The 19,682-nt window shown below is 30.0% G+C and carries 18 protein-coding genes and 1 riboswitch; of the genes, 2 read left to right on the top strand and 16 right to left on the bottom strand.

The features are described from left to right. Positions 1–56 precede the first annotated feature (56 nt). From IC219_RS18290 to IC219_RS18320, 7 genes are all read right to left on the bottom strand, one after another. Positions 57–2,174 (bottom strand): 3'-5' exonuclease, encoded by a 2,118-nt coding sequence (locus IC219_RS18290; RefSeq protein ID WP_227831726.1) that lies wholly within the window; start codon positions 2,172–2,174, stop codon positions 57–59. A gap of 251 nt (positions 2,175–2,425) precedes the next feature. Next, positions 2,426–3,280 (bottom strand): helix-turn-helix transcriptional regulator, encoded by an 855-nt coding sequence (locus tag IC219_RS18295; RefSeq protein ID WP_227435346.1) that lies wholly within the window; start codon positions 3,278–3,280, stop codon positions 2,426–2,428. A gap of 336 nt (positions 3,281–3,616) precedes the next feature. Then, entirely contained in the window at positions 3,617–4,066 is a 450-nt protein-coding gene (locus IC219_RS18300; protein WP_227831727.1) for a hypothetical protein, read from the bottom strand. Between the two features lie 128 nt (positions 4,067–4,194). After that, positions 4,195–4,674: a GyrI-like domain-containing protein gene (locus tag IC219_RS18305; RefSeq protein ID WP_227435363.1), complete on the bottom strand. Its 480-nt coding sequence runs from the start codon at positions 4,672–4,674 to the stop codon at positions 4,195–4,197. 426 nt (positions 4,675–5,100) lie between these two features. After that, on the bottom strand, positions 5,101–5,949 hold the full coding sequence (locus tag IC219_RS18310) for a PRD domain-containing protein (RefSeq protein ID WP_227435366.1): 849 nt from the start codon (positions 5,947–5,949) through the stop codon (positions 5,101–5,103). Between the two features lie 24 nt (positions 5,950–5,973). Then, on the bottom strand, positions 5,974–7,380 hold the full coding sequence (locus IC219_RS18315) for a glycoside hydrolase family 1 protein (RefSeq protein ID WP_227831728.1): 1,407 nt from the start codon (positions 7,378–7,380) through the stop codon (positions 5,974–5,976). 85 nt (positions 7,381–7,465) lie between these two features. Next, positions 7,466–9,337 (bottom strand): beta-glucoside-specific PTS transporter subunit IIABC, encoded by a 1,872-nt coding sequence (locus IC219_RS18320; protein ID WP_227825109.1) that lies wholly within the window; start codon positions 9,335–9,337, stop codon positions 7,466–7,468. 341 nt (positions 9,338–9,678) lie between these two features. On the opposite strand from IC219_RS18320, the gene IC219_RS18325 reads away from it, so the two are divergent. Both IC219_RS18325 and IC219_RS18330 read left to right on the top strand, forming a co-directional pair. After that, entirely contained in the window at positions 9,679–10,866 is a 1,188-nt protein-coding gene (locus IC219_RS18325; RefSeq protein WP_227825108.1) for an MFS transporter, read from the top strand. 24 nt (positions 10,867–10,890) lie between these two features. Beyond that, a complete protein-coding gene (locus IC219_RS18330) occupies positions 10,891–11,583 on the top strand; it encodes a FadR/GntR family transcriptional regulator (RefSeq protein WP_227825107.1) in 693 nt (230 codons plus the stop codon). A gap of 438 nt (positions 11,584–12,021) precedes the next feature. Here IC219_RS18330 and IC219_RS18335 read toward each other — a convergent pair whose 3' ends face one another. From IC219_RS18335 to vanR, 9 genes are all read right to left on the bottom strand, one after another. Continuing rightward, positions 12,022–12,486 (bottom strand): VOC family protein, encoded by a 465-nt coding sequence (locus IC219_RS18335; RefSeq protein ID WP_227831729.1) that lies wholly within the window; start codon positions 12,484–12,486, stop codon positions 12,022–12,024. A gap of 163 nt (positions 12,487–12,649) precedes the next feature. Then, entirely contained in the window at positions 12,650–12,913 is a 264-nt protein-coding gene (locus tag IC219_RS18340) for a hypothetical protein (RefSeq protein WP_227435382.1), read from the bottom strand. Between the two features lie 18 nt (positions 12,914–12,931). Next, positions 12,932–13,393 (bottom strand): SHOCT-like domain-containing protein, encoded by a 462-nt coding sequence (locus IC219_RS18345; RefSeq protein ID WP_227435384.1) that lies wholly within the window; start codon positions 13,391–13,393, stop codon positions 12,932–12,934. A 61-nt stretch (positions 13,394–13,454) separates the two neighbouring features. Next, positions 13,455–13,826, bottom strand: coding sequence for a DUF2089 domain-containing protein (locus tag IC219_RS18350; protein WP_227831730.1), 372 nt, complete (start codon positions 13,824–13,826; stop codon positions 13,455–13,457). Positions 13,827–14,567: 741 nt separating this feature from the next. Continuing rightward, positions 14,568–15,413: a hypothetical protein gene (locus IC219_RS18355; RefSeq protein WP_413926958.1), complete on the bottom strand. Its 846-nt coding sequence runs from the start codon at positions 15,411–15,413 to the stop codon at positions 14,568–14,570. Next, positions 15,414–16,301: an ABC transporter ATP-binding protein gene (locus tag IC219_RS18360; RefSeq protein WP_227831731.1), complete on the bottom strand. Its 888-nt coding sequence runs from the start codon at positions 16,299–16,301 to the stop codon at positions 15,414–15,416. It lies immediately after the preceding gene. 133 nt (positions 16,302–16,434) lie between these two features. Continuing rightward, on the bottom strand, positions 16,435–17,493 hold the full coding sequence (locus IC219_RS18365) for a sensor histidine kinase (protein ID WP_227831732.1): 1,059 nt from the start codon (positions 17,491–17,493) through the stop codon (positions 16,435–16,437). A gap of 28 nt (positions 17,494–17,521) precedes the next feature. After that, positions 17,522–18,037, bottom strand: a complete 516-nt coding sequence (locus IC219_RS18370) for a VanZ family protein (RefSeq protein WP_227435392.1) — start codon at positions 18,035–18,037, stop codon at positions 17,522–17,524. A 35-nt stretch (positions 18,038–18,072) separates the two neighbouring features. Continuing rightward, a complete protein-coding gene (vanR, locus tag IC219_RS18375; RefSeq protein ID WP_227831733.1) occupies positions 18,073–18,768 on the bottom strand; it encodes a VanR-ABDEGLN family response regulator transcription factor in 696 nt (231 codons plus the stop codon). Positions 18,769–19,359: 591 nt separating this feature from the next. Further along, positions 19,360–19,456: riboswitch (cyclic di-GMP riboswitch) on the top strand. Positions 19,457–19,682: the final 226 nt, after the last annotated feature.

Consider the following 19,682-nt stretch of genomic DNA (forward strand, 5'->3'; position numbering starts at 1 on the left):
TGTTATACCTCATAATAAGTTAGAAAAATCAATCTTTACAATGTAAACTATATATCTCAATTAAGTTCTATCAACTGTGTTAAATTTCCAGTGTATGTAAGCTTAAGTTTATGCATAGCCCGTGTACAAGCAATATATAATAAACTACGGTCGTAATCATTGTAATATGTTTTATTATTTACTGAAGGAATAACAACTTCATCAAACTCTAGCCCCTTTGACATCTTAATAGAAGTAATTGATACACCTTTTACAAAACTAGAACTTTCAGGAGATATTAAATTAACATCATATTCTTGCTTAATAACATCATATATTGCTTTAGCCTCGCTGTTGGTTTTTAGTATAATACCAAGGGTAGCATTGTTGCTTTCCTCAAACTGCTCAATCTCCATTTTTATCTTCTCTATCTCATCTGGTTCGTTACTGCATTTAATCACAACAGGCTCCTCACCATGTCTTTCAATAGCCTCCAGCGAAGTTATATTTTGAATTTTCTTGGCAAAATTAATAATCTCAAAAGTAGAACGATAACTCTTGTTTAACATTACTAACTCTCCACCATCATAAATCTGTACCATATCATCTAATGTATGTAAATGATTAGGGTTGATTAGTTGTCCAAAATCTCCAAGAATAGTTTTTTTACATTTGAAAAGCAAGTTTATTACAGCATATTGAATAGGAGTGTAATCCTGCATCTCATCAATAACAATGTGTCTTATCACTTTGTCTTCTTGTAATCCCTCATATGCAGCATGAAGATATATAAATGGATACACATCTGCCCACTCAAGAGTATTCTTTGATGGCATTACAAACATATCTTGAATATTCATCTGTTTGAAGAAGTCCTTATACACTGTTAGAGTATTTTTTATTGTTAGCATTCTATTTAAACTTTTCAGTATATTTTTTACTTTTGGTAAGTCATCTTCCATAATATTATCTGATTCAAATCTATAATGAATATCTTCTGCTACCATCTCCAGTCTTCGCTTAACTGGATATTTATTATATGCATCAAATCTTTTTAGTATCCAGTCACTTTTAGCTATAAAACCTCCAAAAGTGTAATCTTTAGGAATAAAGACCATATTTGGCATTTGCTTTATATATTTATCCATAAGCTTTAAAAAATCAAGTGTAGACTTGAAACGTACTCTTTTTTCCCATTGTACATCATTTACTTCCAGAGAATCTTTTTCTCCCTCAAAATCAATAATCCTCTCTAATTGAACTTCTGCTATATCTTCAAAACTTAATTCACATAGAGGCTCTTCTCCTAGTTCAGGAAGTACATTAGAAATATAGTCACCAAAGACTTTATTAGGTGATAGAATAATTACATTATTTGCTGATATCTTATCTTTAAATCGATAAAGAAGAAAAGCAATTCGATGTAAGGCTATAGATGTTTTTCCAGAACCAGCTACTCCTTGAATAATGAGGGTGTCAGCCTTGTCATTTCTAATAATTTGATTCTGCTCTTTTTGTATTGTTGAAATAATGGATTTCATCTTTTCATCTGAAGTATTACTAAGTTCCTGTTGAAGAATATCATCTTGTATATTCATAGAACTTTCAAGTACATACTCCAGTATTCCATTTTTAATTTTAAACTGTCGTTTACGTGTTATTTCTCCATCTATCCATCCAAGTGGTGCATTATACCCTGCTGGTCCTATCTCACAGTCATAAAACATACTGGCCATTGGAGAACGCCAATCTAGTATTAGAAGTTCATTTTCATAATCAAATGCAAATCGACCAATATAATACTTTGAATCATAACCTTCATCTTTTAGTTGAAAATCTATCCTAGCAAAATATGGCGAATCTTTCATTTTAGCAATCTTGTCTCGAACTTTTACCATAAAAGCCCCATAACTATCTATTTGCTTTAGTGCCAGTTCATTTTGGAACATTTCATGTGGGTCTATCTCTCCACGATTTTTTACCATATATAATTTAGCATCCATGTAATCTTTATCTAGTTTATCAACTGAATTTTCTGCATTCTCCAAAGCATTATCCAGCTTATTATTTATATCTATAAGGTATGCAATCTCATCTGGAAAAGATGTTGCTAACTCCATCTCTTGTCCAGATATATTATGTTTAGGATTGGATGTAATAGAATTACAACTTTCTAATTGCTGATTTTTAGACATTTGAATCCTCCTTGCCAATTAAGTATTATCTTAAATCATTATACTGAATTGAATTTTATATTTTTTAATCATTCTTGCTCTTTGATTCAAATTTAGTTTTTGCTTTAAATTTCAGCCTCAAAATTTATATTTCTTTTTAAATAAAAAATACATTTTCTTATATTTATAATCAAAGTTATGAGAAACATGGACAGCAAAATAAATACACCTAAAAATGTAAAATTATTTTTTAATACAATAGATTATTAGTACTATTCAGTGTCTTTTTCATTTTCAGAAGACAGAATAAATTTTTGAGTAGGATACCCAAATTCAGTCAATAATTCAGCTTCTGCAAAACCTAACTTCTTTATCATATTCCGATGTCCTGTATCAGCTTTATCTCCTTCTCTAAAAGTTGTGATTGAGATAGATTTATCTATCAAAAAATTCTCAATAACCTTTTTTAGAAACACCTGTGCAATATCTGAATTACGATATTGAGGGTGTATTCCAAAAAAGTCAATGCTCCCAGTTTCTTTATTAAATACCATATTTGCAATAGCAATGTTATTAAATTTTAATATCAAGGCTCTTTCTTCCAAAATATATTGTTTTAATTGAGAGATATATTCTTCCTCCTGTAAATTTGGGAATCCATCTATGACTAATCTCACTAAACTCATCCATGATGGTATATCAGATATTTTAGCAAGTGTAATATCTTTTTCTAATTCCGATATATCTTTTGAAAATAGATTTTCTTTTTTCAAAACAAATCTTAGCTGCAAAGGATAAAATTCTTGTTCTTTTCGATATTTATTTGGAGATTTTTTATACATATCTTTAAATACAGAAGTAAATGCTTGTTGACTTTCATAGCCAGCTATCAATGCAATTTCAATAATTGTTTTTTTAGAAAATACTAATAGTTTTGCTGCCTCTGTGAGTTTTCTTCGTTTTATATAATCATGCATTGTCAACCCAACAGAAGTTGTAAAAGTTCTATGTAGATGATATTTTGAATAATGAACAGCATTAGCAACTATATCTAAATCCAGCTTTTCTGATAAATGCTCCTCTATATAATCAATAGCAGTTATAACATTATTTACTTTATAAAACATTGCAGCTCTCCTCCTTTTATCCATGAGACATTATATCAATTACTTCTTAGTCATATTTAATAAATCTTGCTATTTTTTATAATGTGAAAATTATTTTTTATATGTTTATCTCATCTTGTAACCTATTTTTCAATTTTCTTACATATTTCTAACTTAATAATATCCATTTTTTCATATAATATAATCATTGAAAAAGAAAAATAGAGTATTTCATTTGAGATTCTTAATATTCTCTTGAAATACTCTTCTTTATATAAATATTTCTTTATTTTTAAATATACACTTAATTTATTTAACTCTAAATAAACTTTTAACTTTAAGATTTACTATCTTCTATTATTTAATTAAAGACTCCAACCCTTTAATTTTCAATAGTTTTTCGTTTAATAAATCTAAAAATTTATCTATTATTTCCTGTTTATTAGATTCTTTAACTAAATAATAAATAAACCTATCTGGTGGAGCATCTTTTATGTAATGTATCTCGATATTAGATATTTCTTTAAGGTGATATGCTACTGATACTGGCACAATGGCCCATACATTTTCTTGTCTCATAAAATACTCTAAAAGAGACATTTGGTCTAAAAATACTTTAGGTTGAAGAGTTGAACGAAACCAAAAATTATGCCACAAATCATATTCAGGATTCCATGGAAGTCTTATTTCATCGGCAACATCTAAAACAGATGGATGCAATTCTCCATTGTATTTTGAGCCATAACTTGTTACCAGTAACATGGCTTCTTTAAATATTGGTATTGTTTCTATGTCATTAAAAAACATATCATCTGAAATAAGAGCTATATCAACTTCCCCCTTGGAAACATAATCATATGCTTCATAAGAATGATAGTTATAAAAATTTACATTTAAACCTATGTATCCACAGAATTTCTATTCTGTTTTGTTATTTATAGAATAGGTAACATCATTTTAGTGAGATACTCACTTTCAGGACGATTTAAATCATTCAAGTACTGATAATAGATATCTCCATGAAGTTCATATCCACTATCCTTCGCCCACAAAAATAATTCTTCAAGTGTAGGGTCTTGCAGTTCATATGGTCCTAAATCAATTGCAGTTATTATTTTCTGTGTTGGAACAATCTTTTGCAAAATTTCATTTTCTGTATCCATATTATTAAATACAGAATGATTAGCTACAGGAAAACCTACTTCAACATCTAATTTTTCTAAGTCCATGTTATGAAAGCATACAATTGGTGCTCCTGCAGACAATATTCCCTTTTCTTCCAGATAGTTGGAAATTTTTCGAAAACTTTGCTGTGAAAACTCTGAAAATTCTACCATAAAGTCAATAGTTTTTCGTATTGCTAAAATGCAATACGAAGGCTGTTCAGCCATCGTTATATTAGATATTCTAGCCATTTCATATCCTCCATTACTTTATTTTTATTTCTTAGCCTCTGTTTCGTAGTTTTTATTCTTAGTTGCATCTTTATATTAACAGTATAACAAAACCAATATTATGATGCTTGTCACACAGTGCTCTTATTTTAAGTAAATACAAATGGATTGAAAATAATGAATAACTCAAATAAGAAATAGTACTGCTTATTATAAATCACTAGTATTCATCCTTGAAATTCATAAAGAAAATCAATATTAATCTTGTAGTTCTTCTAATATATAAATAACATTAGGATTAAACATATTTTCTAGGTTACTACTTTTAGAGTCATTTTTTGCATAAAATTAAGAGATAGTTTAATAGCTATCTCTTAAAATAATTCTACTATTTGAATTTAACTAAATCTTATTTTTATTATCAAGTTACTAATATACTAAAACATTTTAACAGTTTTCATCTAGCTCCCCTAGAATCTTATGAATATGAATCATTAAATATAATTCCTCCTGACGAGGCAATTTTCTAGAGTATTCCTTGTGTATATAGGCTCCTATTTTCTTTACACATTCATATTCTTCCTTACAATTTTTACGCACTTGATTATATATAAAATCTATCTTTTCTTTTGATGGTTCATTAGCCAGAAATCTTTGAGAAAAAGCCTTTAGATGCATTACAAATCTCATATAATAAAATGATTCTTTATTATATACAATAGAAAAGTGATAATGAACTATTTGTAAAATGGCATTCACAATTTTAGCACTTCTCTTGTTTCTATCACTATAAGGATTGTCTTGTTGTGCATTTATAAAATGGCCTGCTATATTACCAATTTCCTCTTCTGGTAGGTCTAGACCAAGAACCTCCTTAAAAACAGTAATCGCATATTTTCCTATATCATATTCTTTTGGATTAAATTCTTTAATTTCAAACAAATAGTAATTCTCAATCATTATACCTTCTTTAAAGCGTCTCACTGCAAAGGCGATGTGGTCAGTTAAAGCCAAGTATATATGGTTCATAAGTTTTAAATTATACTTTTCTATTCCATATGAGATTATCATTTGAGCTATACCAAAGTATTCTGCATCTATTTCTGATGCAAGTTGTACAATGCTCTTTTTTATATTTTCATCATGAAGAACGAAAGTTTTTTCTATATCTTCTTTATTTAACTCAGACCCAATCTTATAATTATGACCAATTCCTTTTCCCATCAATATTATCTCTTCGTCATTATCATCCTTTGCAAGTAGCAACGAATTATTTAATACCTTTGTAATGTACATACTAAAAACCTCAATATATTATATTTATTTTGTTATTCCATTACTATTTATGACTTCTTTATACCAATAAAAACTATCTTTCTTTATTCTTTTTAAATCTAAGGTTTCATGGTCTGTTCTGTTTATGTAAACAAGCCCATAACGTTTGTTGAAACCTTGTGAAGAACTTAAAAGGTCTGTAAATGACCATAGACAATATCCCATCATTTCTACACCATCTTCAATAGCTAATTTACATGCATTTATATGAGTATTTAAATAATCTATACGATAGTCATCATGAATTTTACCATCTTCAAGGACATCTTTAGCTCCAAGACCATTCTCCGTTATTATAACAGGTAAGTGATACCTTTGCCAATATTCATTCAATGCAACTCTAAGTCCTGATGAATCTATTGATGCTCCATACTCTGAAGCCTTTAGATTAGGATTCATTGACATCTTAAATAATCCATACATACTAAAGTCAACGGTTCCTTCTCTTAGTCCAAATGGATGTTGTGAATCCTCAGGTAAGGCCTCTGCACAGTTTGTTCTATAATAATTTACAGCTATGAAATCCATTTTAGCTTTTTTAAGTACTTCTTTATCTTCATTTTCCATATGAGGGACTATATTTCTTTTCTCAAGATAATTCATATAATACCCTGGATACTCTCCATAATAATGCATATCAAGCATGTAGTACACTTTAAAGTTGTCATTCATTCTTGCTGCATATACATCTTCTGGTTTAGATGTAAGAGGATATGTTACAGATGATGATACTGCTGCTCCAATCTTGCTTCCTTCTATCATTTCATGGCATGCATTAACTGCCAATGCATGGGCTAAACAAAGATTATAATCCATTTGAGCACGCATTTTATCTATCTTCCATGGGTCTGTTTCATTATATATATTAATTCTCTCTTCTACTCTAACTATTAAATTCTGTTCATTATGAGGTTGCCAATATTTCACTCTATCTCCAAAATGCTCAAAGCATACTTTGGCAAATCTTTCAAAGGCATAAACAGTCTCTCTACCTTCCCAACCATTATACTTCTCCACTAGTGCAAAAGGTAGGTCAAAGTGATATAAAGTTACAAATGGCTCAATGTCACACTCTATTAATTTATCTATTACTTTATTATAAAAATCTATTCCCTTTTGGTTTATTTCTCCTTCCCCATCTGGAATTAGCCTTGCCCATGAAATTGAGAAACGATAAGTTTTCATTCCTAATTCTTTCATCAGTTCAATATCTTCTTCATAATTATGATAAAAATCTGATGCTACTTTAGTGTCTGCTTGCAAGTGAGACTTTTTAAAAGAATTGTAATCAGCCACTGTTTTTCCTTTATTATCTTTATCCCAAGCTCCTTCCACTTGAAATGCTGAAGATGATGCTCCCCATAAAAAATCTTTTGGAAATCCTGTATTCATAAGTGTCACTCCTTTTATATTAATGTTTTAATCGTTTTATTTGTTGCTTTATTGCACTAAGCTAATTTTTATAGTTCTAATCAATTTAATTATTAACTAATGAAATTATTTTATCATTTGTAGATACATGACTGGATTTACAAGAAATCACCTGTGCAAAATCAAATGTATTATTTACTATAACTGGTGTAGTTACATCATATCCAGCTTTTTTTATTTCATCTATATCGAAAGTTATCAGTTTAGAACCTTTTTTCACTAAATCTCCTTGATTAACATGTTTTACAAAGTGTTTTCCATTTAACTCTACTGTATTAATTCCAACATGTATCAACATTTCTGCTCCATTATCTAGCTTTAATCCTATTGCATGTAGTGTTGGAAATAAAGAAGCTACTTCACAATCAGTAGGAGCTATTATTACGCCTTTTGTAGGTAATACAGCTATACCTTCTCCCATAGCTTTTGATGCAAATACATCATCTTTTACTTCTGATAATTCTATACAATCTCCTTCCACAGGTGAAGTTATATCAACAATGCCCTCTTTTGTTTCTACTTTTATAGTAGAGCTATTTCCTTTAGAAGATTCTTCTAAATCTTCAAACCCAACCAGATAAGTTAAAATAGCTGAACCAAAAAATGCTATAGCACAACCTCCTAGATAACTTAAAAAACCTAACGTTCCTGCTTCAGCATATACAGGTATAGTTAAAACACCTTGGTTTGCGAATGCGTTACCATAAGAGCCACCCATTCCCATTATGCCACCTCCAATTGCACCACATATTACAGCACATACCATTGGTTTTTTTAACCTAAGATTAGCTCCATATATTGCAGGCTCAGTTATACCAAATAGTGCCGTTATAGTTGCAGACATAGAGATTGTCTTTAATCCTTGATTTTTAGTTTTAAAGAATACACCTAGAGCAGCTCCTGCTTGCGAGAAGTTTGCGGCTCCTGCAAAAGCCAATAAATTCTGTCTTCCAGTTTGAGCAACATCACTTATACCTATTGGTAGTAGTGCTCTATGTGCACCAAATATAACTAATACGCACCATAATCCACCTATGAATGCTCCACACAATGCAGGGCTTAGTTCATAAATATACTTGTAAACAAAGTTTATAACATTTCCTATATATATCCCAATTGGTCCAAATAAAAACAATGTTGCAGGTAAGATTATAACTAATGATAAAGTTGGAACCATTATTATTTTAATTACTTCAGGTATATACTTTTCCAGTATTTTTTCAACATATGAAAGAGCCCATATAGCAATAATTATTGGAATAACAGATGATGTATATGTGGCCTTTGTTACTGCTAATCCTAAAAATCTAACTGTTTCTTCCCCTGCCATCAAAGCTGTAAAGGCTGGATAACAAAGTGTTGCCCCTAATACCATAGATATTATTTTATTTGCATTAAACACTTTAGCCGCAGTATATCCTAGTATGATAGGCATAAAATAGAATATAGAATCAGCCATAGCATTTAGAATAATATAACTTTGAGTCTCTTTTATATCTACACCATTTTTATTCATATAGTACATAGCAAGAACTGATAAAATACCTTTAATCATACCAACCCCTGCTATAGCAGGTATTGTAGGTGTAAATATTCCAGCTACAGCAGATAATATAGAGTTCATGATACCTTGTTTTTCTTCATTTCCATTTTTATTATCTATTTCACTTGATTGAGGTACCATTTTTACAATCTCATCATACACTTTTTTTACTTTATTACCAATTACAACTTGTATCTGACCCATACTCTCTACAACAGTTATTACTCCTTCAGTTCTGGCTAACTTATCCTTATTAACCTTAGAGGTAATTTTAACTTTGAATCTAAGTCTCGTCATACAGTGAGTAACTTCATTTATATTCTCTTTTCCACCTACATTTTGTAGAATTTCTTGAGCTACTTTTTTATAATCCATATATAAATCCTCCATCTTTAATTATAGGCTTTTTGTTTTTATGGCCAATTAAACAAAAAAATCGAACCAAATAAATAGATTATACCCATAGTACTATATAGGTAACCTATAAAAATTGATTCGATCTTGCCTGCATCACCAGTAACACGTCTACTGTAATATTCAAATTTGTTAACTTTATAGTAACATAAGCGTTTTCTTAATTCAACTATAAAATATAATTTTTCAACAAATAATTCTTATTGTTATATCGAAATTTATTTTTAAAATTTTAAAATACTTGATTTACTAAACAAAATGGTATATTATTTCCATTATAAACATACCATTTGGAGGATAATATGAAAAAAATATTTAATCAAAAATTACTTTTACTCTCTATTGTTGTATTTTTCTGGTTTTCACAATACGTATACATACCTTTTCAAAATCCATATTTAAGTATATGTCACGTATCTACAAACATGATTGGTATAATAATAGGCTCATATGGAATCTCACAATGCTTACTAAGACTTCCTATTGGGGTTTTTGCAGATTCTATAAACAAACATAAAATATTTATACTATGTGGAATTTTATTTGCTGGTTTGGCATCTCTTATAAGAGTTATTTCTCCTGGAGGAGAAGGATTTCTTATAGCTAATATCTTATCTGGAATAGCATCATCAACTTGGATTTCTTACATGGTTCACTACACTGATTTTTTTTCCATAGAACATCAACAAAAAGCTACAAGTACAATAATTTTGGTAAACAACCTAGGAATGTTAATTGGATTTGTCATGAGTACCTTATTTTATGAAAAATTAGGAATGGTAAATTTGTGTATTATGAGTGTAATATCTTCAATCATTGGTACACTTCTAGCCTTAAATGTAAAAAATCATTACTCAGGAAAAATAACCGAAAAAATCCCATTTAAAAATTATTTATCTATATGTAAAGACAAAAGACTTGTATTTTTTTCTTTTATGGCATTGATTCAACAAGGAATCCAAATGTCTACAACAATGTCATTTACTACTCAAATTCTTAAACAACTAGGCTCTAGTTCTACCATTATAGGCTTATCTTCTATATTTTACATGGTATGTGCTGTTGTATCTTCTGGATTTGCTTCTACTAAATTTTGTACAAAGCATGGACCAAAATTTTGGATTCCCTCAGTGTTTTTTTTGATTTCAGTTTATTGCTTTCTAGTTCCAACAGTAAAAAGTATTAATATAATATTTATGCTACAATCGTTACCAGGAATATCTACAGGTATACTTCTTTCTTACCTTACTAGTGAGTCTATGAAAAATATACCAAAATATCAAAAATCTACTGCAATGGGATTTTTTCAAGCAGTTTATGCTATAGGAATGTCTATATTTCCAATGCTAGTTGGTAAAATATCAGATTATATTTCAATACAATATGGTTATTTTACTTTAGCTTTTATTGCTATAATTGCTTCCATATTATCTTATACATACTATAAAAAATTAAATTTACCTCTTAATTGTGATATAATACACTCATAAAAAATTATATGTTTAGGAGTTTTTATGACAAATTTAAGTGCCACTGAACAAATTATTGATTATATTAAAGTAAATATTCTAAATGGAAATTTTAAAATTAATAGTAAATTGCCAAGTGAAAGAAAGATTGCTGAACTATTTAATATAAGTAGAATTCCTGTAAGGAATGCTATAGACAAACTTTGTAAAGAAGGAATACTTAGGTCTATTCCCTATTCAAGCCCCATAGTTGAAGGATTTAAAAAAGTTGACCTTTTTTCTGATAATGAAGTTTATAAAAATCATAATATACAAGAATTTTACGTTGAATCTTTAAGAGCAAGACAACTTATAGAAAGTGAAGCTACTAAGTTAGCCATTTTAAATGCTACTTATGAAGAACTTCAGAGAATAAGATATGCTTACTTGAAATCTGTAGAAGAACTAGACAAAGTTTCACAAGGCTTAATAGAAGAATGTTATGACGCTGACCTGCAATTTCACAAAGAAATAATTTTAGCTTCTCATAATCCAATTTTTATAAAGTATTATGAACTAATACCTAAAACTGTGTCTTCTAATCAACACTTTGGCTTTAAATATAGAAATTCACTACAAGATATGATTAGTCATCACAATGAGATAATGATGGCTTTTGATAGTAAAGATGCTAATTTGGGTTATACATCAATGTATAACCATTTAGAGGGAGTTATTCAGTTATTTCAGCGTGATTAAACTTCTATTTGTAGGTCTTATAGTTAAACTCGTGAGAATTATAGGTCTAATAGTTAAGACTTATGAGAACTAAATATTTATAATATGTACTATAAAGAGCTTATTTTAATATACTACTAAATATAGTGTCCAAATAAGCTCTGTTTTACTATTCATAGATTATTTTATTAAGTATTATAATTAATATTAGATTGTATATAATCGTTACTTAAAAATAAACTTGACTGTAATATAAACAATTATAAAGCATTATTTGGCAGCCTTCTTTTTTCCTAGTTTAGGTATTTTTAATGATTATCATATCATTTCTTTAATTATGCATATAAAAAACAGCAAATCATAAGAATTTACTGTTTTTTATTTTGATATTTAGAATTACTTAGTTTGATATTCAAACTTACTTAATTTGATATTGAGATTTACTTAATCAGCCATAATTTAGCCTTGTAAAATTTGATTAACATCATCAATAGTTATATCCATTCTCATCGCCACTTCTGTAAGATTCATACCTTGTTCTTGGAATCTATTAACTACTGATTTCATAGACTCACCTATTTCAATTAAATGATTATCCAAGTCATAAATTCGAACTACCTTTTGCCCCCATGGTGCTTCTTCTACATCACGAAGTAAGGTAACATCATTTCTTGCATTTAGTTTTGATAGAAACTCTTCAAAAGACTCTGCTTCAAAGAATATTTCACAATTATTCTCTTTGTCTTTCATATCTTCTTTCGAGATTCCTGTCAACCAATCAAAATCTTGTTGCAATGACAATCCACTCTCAAATACAATGTTTTTTCCATAGTCAACAATAACTTTTAAATCAAATAATTCTTCATAGAATTTACGAGCAATTTGAATATCTTTTACTGCAAATAAACAACCTGCATATTTCATAAGTTACCTCCATCAACATTAGTAAATAGATTATAACATTAGTACTAGAAAAAAATATTGTAAAAAACGGACATGTTTTCGTCATTTTTAAGTCAATAAATATAAGTGTTCTCAGTAAATGTAAGTTCTCTAAATAATAGTAATATACAAAATAAACACTACTTTATAAGCGAATGGATACAAAAGTGCCATCCTGAGTTTCCACATGAACAATCTCAAGTCCCTTGTACTGCTTAAGAACAGACTGACACTCTCGAACGAGTTCCTGCAGAAATTTTTTGGTAATGACTTCCTGATATGGCTCTGGAAGTGATTTTTTAATCTCTTCAATAACCGATTCTGGCAACAAAAGAACTGCAGTATTTGCTAGAAACAATGGTATGGGTAGCCACAAATTTGTTTCTTTTGAGCGGACAATAATGCGCATAAACCTATTCTCCTAGTATTATTTTATAAAAACTTTAACTGTAGTGCCATCAGCAGAGTCAACCTCTATGATATTGCCAAGTGTTTCATTATCCAGACATTCAAGAATAGAGGTAGTAAGAGCATCTAGGTCTATACCTTGCAAATCTTCACTCTTAATTGGCAACTTACCTGTCATTTTCAACACTTGACGTATAATCTTTACAGGAAGTTGCACATTTACTTTATCACCATCTGGAGTGTCCACAATAATCTTCAACATCTTATTTTCATATGAAGTACTGCTTTGTTTAGTAAAAGCTTGACTATCAAAGTCTTCTGAATAATTCGTATACTCCTCTTGAGATGTAGTTTTATCTAATGCATCAATCAAGTCAATTGCCTCTTTGGCAGAAAGCTTTCCCTCCTCTACCATTGTTAAAATCCTCATTTTTTCATCCATATTATTTTCCTCATTTCTGCTCTTCTGTATCCATTCCAACAGAAATAGCCTCATATTTTGGTCACTACTCCTGACTACTGTCAGAAATAGAGATAGAGCTTCATTTATTTTCTTTTATTTGTTCTAATGCCTCTGCTGGAGTGATTTCTCCTTTTTCCAGTGCATCTAAAATCTCCTTTTTATGTGAATCAGAAGAAGATATCACATTAGATTTTCCGTCTAGTTTTTGGATAATATCATCTAACCTAGAACGAACAGTTGGATAAGAAATCTTTAGTTCTTTTTCCACTTCTTTTATATTACCACGACATTTTAAAAATGTTTCTGCAAAGAATAAATCATCTGCAGATAGATAGTCAAATGCACTGAGGCAGAAATCATTTTCAATCACTGTATCACAGTTTTCACATTGTAGCTTGACAACTTTAAGTTTTCTTCCACATACAGGACAGCGGCTGATAACTTGATACATCACATCACCTTCTTTCTATCTAATGTTTATAATATAAATCAAAAAATTAATAAAGTCAATATATATATTAAAATAATTAATATTTATATTAAAATAATTAATACATATCTAAAATCAGCAATAGATATATCAAGAATAGTAGATGTACCAATTGAGGAACTATTCATTTTCGATTAATTTTTGTATCATTGATAATATGTTTTAAATACACATTAGAAAATGGCTACTTTGATTTTATTTCAGAGCCACCATTTTACTAACACCTATATTTAAGATGAAACATTTCTATTCCTAAACAAAGGTTTTTAACTACTAAACAGTTGTTCACAGAATGTTGATTTATATAACCTGATGTTTGTTATAAGCCCGTATAGCAAGAAGAAGAAATACAGGAATTTCAATTATTGATGCCACTATTATGACATAGGGTGACCAGATGCTTGCCTGTCCAATATGCAGATAATTAAATCTAGTCAATTGGTACAGTAAACTATTTTGCACACCTATTCCTGCTGATGGTAAGATAAAAGTAAGCCAATTGGCTCCAGCCGAATACGTAAATATTGGAAGTAAACATGTTACAATAGCAATTAGGATAACAGAGAGTGAATCCTTGCATTTAGCTGATAAAAACAGTGTGAAACTGACAGTTGCCAGCAGTGAAATAAGCCCTCCTATTGCCAAAGTAATCTGAAGCTGCCCTAAATTAAGTGCAGGCAGACTGATAACTGAAAATAGCATCTACATAGATGTTTTCATACACTCAGTTCCAAATGCTAGATTTGAAATTGTCAAATGAATTGAAATACATATGACAAATGCTACAGTAAAAATAGTAAGTGCAGCCATAATCTTTGCAATTGCCAATCGAGAATGTCCATGCTTTGTACAGCGCAAAATACTATCTGAACCCGTTTGGTATTCATTAGAAAACGTAGGGGTCACAGCCGCTGTACAAAGAATGACTAGGAAAAAAATAAATAGAATAATATAATCAAATGCATCTCTTGAATATCCAGTATAAAGCTGAAAAGGCGTATTTACTTCTACATATTTTTGTATCGCATGTTTCTGTGCGGTTGGATATTTCTTTTGCTCCATCTGCATGATATCTTTAAGATGTTGCGTAGTCTGCTCATAAAAACCATATAATTTATCAGGAGAAATATCCATTAAGCTTATTCCCTGACCAGTCTTTGGATTAGAATAGGCTTCTGGCAGTCTTGCCAATAGAGATTGAATGGGAAATACCTTTTTTATATAAATATCTGTAGGGAATTCACCACTACTAAGGCTGTCTTCTCCATATGGCAAAACTGCACTTTGATAGATATTCAAAGCTTCTTTGAGTTTTTCCATAGTAACTTCTCCATTATTTTCCGAGCGAAGTGATTTTTTATAGGCAATTGCTTCCAGACCATTTAATTCTGCTACCTTGTTGCCGTTTTTATCATATTGATTGATGTCCTCATACAATACCGGAAGCCAAGCCATCACAACAGACATGAATAGTGAAATAAGTAATAAAATGATAGAACGACGTGATTTCAACACACGTTTTATTTCAAGACGATAAATACGAATCATTTACTTTCCCTCCTCACTTATTTCCTCTTGCGGAAATAACCATAAATATAAGTCCTCCAAACGGGGCGAAGCCATTATTGAGTCACTTGTTTTGGCTTCATCTGCCAAATAACGAACTGATACCTGATTATTACCTTCACTACGTTGATTAATAATACGAAGCTGCATTTCATACATAGGCATCTTTTCAGCAGGTATGATACAATTCCAAACTTTACCTGTAACTTGTTTGACCAATTCATCTGTTGTCCCTACATCAAGAATTCTTCCTGATTTCATAATGGCATTTTGAGTAGCAATATACTCAATATCAGATACGATATGAGTTGAAATAAGGACAATCCTGTCATGAGAGAACTCTGAAATAAAGTTTCGGAAACGAACTCGCTCTCCAGGGTCAAGTCCAGCTGTTGGTTCATCCATTATTAGAAGTTTCGGGTCATTTAACATTGCTTGTGCAATTCCCACTCGACGTTTCATTCCACCAGATAACTTGATAATTTTTTTATTTTTGACATCAGTCAAGGTAAGTGTATGCAGCAGACTGTCAATCTTTTTTCTTGTTTCTCTAGCAGGAACGTCCTTTAATGCAGACACATACTCCAAATAGTCCTTTACTGTAAAATCTTGAAAGAAACCAAAATCCTGTGGTAAGAAACCGAATAGATTTCTGTATTCTTCTCCCATTGAATGAATCTCCTTACCATCAAAAACAATTTTTCCACTAGTTGGTTTTAGAATATTCGCAATCATTTTCATAAGCGTAGTCTTACCAGCACCATTAGCTCCAAGAAGCCCCCACACACCAGGTGTAAGATTTAAACAAACATCATCAACTGCGGTTTTATTCTTAAAATTTTTTTTAAGATTTGTAATTGTTAATTCCATGTCTTTTCTCCTTTTTTATAATACAAAGACAAACGTCCTTGTTCAGTTTTATTTTACTAAACAAGGACGTTTTAAACTTTAATATTAACAGGATAAATTCCTAAGAAAATCCTAATATCCAATTAATGTTTTCCTAAGACTGAATTGGAAGTAATACAGTAAAAATAATCCTATCATTTTCACTTTGAGCCAAAATTTCTCCACCATGTAAAAGAATAATTTCATTGGCAATAGAAAGCCCAAGACCTGCACCACCACTGTCCGATTTACGAGCATCATCTAAACGGTTAAATTTTTCAAAAATTGTAGATAATTGTTCTGGTGGAATAGTATGTCCTTGGTTTTCAAATTTAATTTTAATCTTATCCTGTTCCTTTTGAACGTAAATAAGAATTTCTGTATTAGGATAACTGTATGCAACAGCATTTTTGAGCATGTTGTTAAACACTCTAGCTAGTTTCTCAGAATCAGCATAAACCATCAAATTCTCATTTGCGTTGAGTATAACAGAATTTCCTTTAGCAGATAATACAGGATAAAACTCATCAATGAGTTGCACAAACATATAGTATAAATCTACATTTGTTTTTGTTAGTTGAATTTGCTGTGTATTGTACCTTGTGATTTCAAAAAATTCATCAATGAGCTTTTCCAGACGCATAGACTTCTTCAAAGCAATTCCAACATATTTTGCTTTCTGTTCTATAGGCATGTCAGGTGCTTCATCCAGCAGACTTAAATAACCTATTACAGAGGTAAGAGGTGTGCGAATATCATGAGCTAAATACATGACTAATTCATTCTTTTTGTTTTCAGCTTCTTTTACAGCTTGCTGGCTAAGTAGAACAGCCATTTTTATTTGGTTCATCTGCTTTTCCATATCTTTGAGTGGTTCAGATAATTCAATGGTGCTGTCATTTAGTTGATATATTACTTTAGTGGCATTCATGACTTCCTGCAAATATCCCCATGGTTTTTTCCAGTAATGATAAAAAATACAGAAAAAACCTATAATCAAATATAGAAAATAAATTAAGTCAATTCTAAGATGTAGCCACGGAAAAAATGTGTTTGAAAATCTACTGAATTCATAATCGAATAATATTACCAAAATATACCCAGCTAAGGTATATATAATTAAGCTTATAAATAGTTTCATACGTAATTTCTTTTCTGTACCAATATTTGTCATTGCTATCACCTCCATATCTATACATTTATTAATTGGATAACAGAAGAACTGTCATCAGTGCTAAAAAAAGAACTGCAAAGATTCCAGCTAGAGTTGAAATTACTATATCTGTTTTTTGCTTATCTTTTAGTATTTTCAGCAGTAATGCATATAGACCAATACCAATTATTCCACCAAACATATTGGTGATTAAGTCTGTAATATCTGTACTTCCGATAGCAAGAATATACTGAATCATTTCAAGGATAAAACTGCTTCCAAAAATAATAAGAACTTTATTTTGTAGTTTCATTCTTGATGACAACATGGAAAGTAAAACTCCGAAAGGAATAAAAATTAAAATATTATCTCTCACTTCCTCAAAATGAAACTGTTCTCCAACAGAAGTAGAGTAATGAAATGGAATCAAGTTGATACTCCTTGTGTAACCTATATCGCTTATTCTGAATTGTAGTTTAAACAATATAATCCATACTAATAAAATTAAATAAAGTATGAATAATACACAACTAATTATTTTTAAATGTTTCTTTTTTTTATTCATAGCGTAATTTTTCCTCTCCTCATAGTGAGTTGTAGTTAAATTTTATAACCGACTCCCCATATAGTTTTGATATATTTAGGTTTTTCAATAGTATCACCCATTTTTTCACGCAAATGTCGTATATAAACAGTGATTGTATTGTTACTTTTGCTATAATACTCATCTTGCCATATTTTATAAAATAATTCCTCTGAACTAACAACAGTTCCCTTGTTCTGTAGCAAAATACAAAGTATGGAATACTCCGTTGGTGTAAGTGAAATAGGATTTCCGTCAATTAGACAATCATATGTCTTAGTATTAATTTCTAAACCTAAATAACATAAAACAGAACTTGTATCAGATTCTTCTTGTATAGGATTGTATTTTTTATATCTACGCAGCTGTGCCTTTACTCTAGCAATTAATTCAAGGGGACGAAAAGGTTTTGTGACATAATCGTCAGCTCCTAAAGTTAATCCTGTGATTTTGTCAGTTTCCTCATCTTTTGCAGTTAGCATAATAACTGGAAAATTGTACTTCTCACGTATTTTTCGACAAATATCAAATCCATTTACATCAGGCATCATAATATCCAAAATAGCAAGGTCAAGCTCTGTATTTTCTATACAAGCAAGAGCTTCCTTAGCTGAATAATACTTAAATACGATATAGTTTTCATTTTGCAGATAGACCTCTATTAAGTCCGCTATATCATGTTCATCATCTACTACAAGAATTTTATCATTCATAACTTTTTTCCTCCTTTCGCGCATATACAAGATATTTTATTATTGTATCAAAAGAATCTTTACTATTTATGATTTCCTGCATAAGAAATTATTAAGAATTTCCTAACTCTACAACTTTTTACGATTATCTTTCGGTTTTTCTGCTTCTTTTTATATCCACCAGATACGACTAAAATGTATAATACTTGGTATTCATTTTCTTTACAAAGTTTTTGTACCCTGCGCTCTGAAATCCTCCGAGAAAAGGAGTACCATTTTCACAGTACTCCTTTGATTCTCCATCTTTATTTCGTTGTATCCTCACACTCTATATCAACACCACAGAAACATTGATATAGTTTTTAATGACCTTATGTCTGATTTTATCAGCATCACCTGTGAATACGATATACTCGCAAAATTGCCTAAAACATAGAATTTCTACATATCAACTCGTTGTATCAATACTACAGTTAAAATTTTCCATATATTCTACTGTTTTAGTTTGTTTTTATATATAAAAAATACTATTCATATTCATAAATTTATTCAATTTTCAAACACATATGTTGAATAATAACTAATTACATTGTATTATTAAATTGTAGAATAAAACTAAATAGGCAAAACTAGAGAAATTTAGTGACGCAAAGCTATAGGGACTAAGACTTGTAAAATATCTTATAAGTTATGTCAGCCAGTTGCCAAAAGGATATTGTTCTTTTTGTTTTTATGAAAGTTTTTTAGGGGGATAATAATATATATGTTTATAGATAAAATGGATAAATGTACTCATATGTTGACTGCTTATATTGGTAGTTCATATGATTATTGTGATTTTATAGATACACAGTTAGATGATTTTATACTAGAGTACGGAGAAAATGTAGTAGAATCTTGTTTGCATCAAGTAATGGTATTGGTAAGTAAGTATA

This window comes from Clostridioides sp. ES-W-0018-02, assembly GCF_020658175.1.
Lineage (GTDB): Bacteria > Bacillota > Clostridia > Peptostreptococcales > Peptostreptococcaceae > Clostridioides.

Bases quoted from the DNA above. Each gene is read 5' to 3' on its own strand.
- IC219_RS18290 (WP_227831726.1), bottom strand. From the start codon at position 2,174: ATGTCTAAAAATCAGCAATTAGAAAGTTGTAATTCTATTACATCCAAT.
- IC219_RS18295 (WP_227435346.1), bottom strand. From the start codon at position 3,280: ATGTTTTATAAAGTAAATAATGTTATAACTGCTATTGATTATATAGAG.
- IC219_RS18300 (WP_227831727.1), bottom strand. From the start codon at position 4,066: ATGTTTTTTAATGACATAGAAACAATACCAATATTTAAAGAAGCCATG.
- IC219_RS18305 (WP_227435363.1), bottom strand. From the start codon at position 4,674: ATGGCTAGAATATCTAATATAACGATGGCTGAACAGCCTTCGTATTGC.
- IC219_RS18310 (WP_227435366.1), bottom strand. From the start codon at position 5,949: ATGTACATTACAAAGGTATTAAATAATTCGTTGCTACTTGCAAAGGAT.
- IC219_RS18315 (WP_227831728.1), bottom strand. From the start codon at position 7,380: ATGAATACAGGATTTCCAAAAGATTTTTTATGGGGAGCATCATCTTCA.
- IC219_RS18320 (WP_227825109.1), bottom strand. From the start codon at position 9,337: ATGGATTATAAAAAAGTAGCTCAAGAAATTCTACAAAATGTAGGTGGA.
- IC219_RS18325 (WP_227825108.1), top strand. From the start codon at position 9,679: ATGAAAAAAATATTTAATCAAAAATTACTTTTACTCTCTATTGTTGTA.
- IC219_RS18330 (WP_227825107.1), top strand. From the start codon at position 10,891: ATGACAAATTTAAGTGCCACTGAACAAATTATTGATTATATTAAAGTA.
- IC219_RS18335 (WP_227831729.1), bottom strand. From the start codon at position 12,486: ATGAAATATGCAGGTTGTTTATTTGCAGTAAAAGATATTCAAATTGCT.
- IC219_RS18340 (WP_227435382.1), bottom strand. From the start codon at position 12,913: ATGCGCATTATTGTCCGCTCAAAAGAAACAAATTTGTGGCTACCCATA.
- IC219_RS18350 (WP_227831730.1), bottom strand. From the start codon at position 13,826: ATGTATCAAGTTATCAGCCGCTGTCCTGTATGTGGAAGAAAACTTAAA.
- IC219_RS18355 (WP_413926958.1), bottom strand. From the start codon at position 15,413: ATGATTCGTATTTATCGTCTTGAAATAAAACGTGTGTTGAAATCACGT.
- IC219_RS18360 (WP_227831731.1), bottom strand. From the start codon at position 16,301: ATGGAATTAACAATTACAAATCTTAAAAAAAATTTTAAGAATAAAACC.
- IC219_RS18365 (WP_227831732.1), bottom strand. From the start codon at position 17,493: ATGACAAATATTGGTACAGAAAAGAAATTACGTATGAAACTATTTATA.
- IC219_RS18370 (WP_227435392.1), bottom strand. From the start codon at position 18,037: ATGAATAAAAAAAAGAAACATTTAAAAATAATTAGTTGTGTATTATTC.
- vanR (WP_227831733.1), bottom strand. From the start codon at position 18,768: ATGAATGATAAAATTCTTGTAGTAGATGATGAACATGATATAGCGGAC.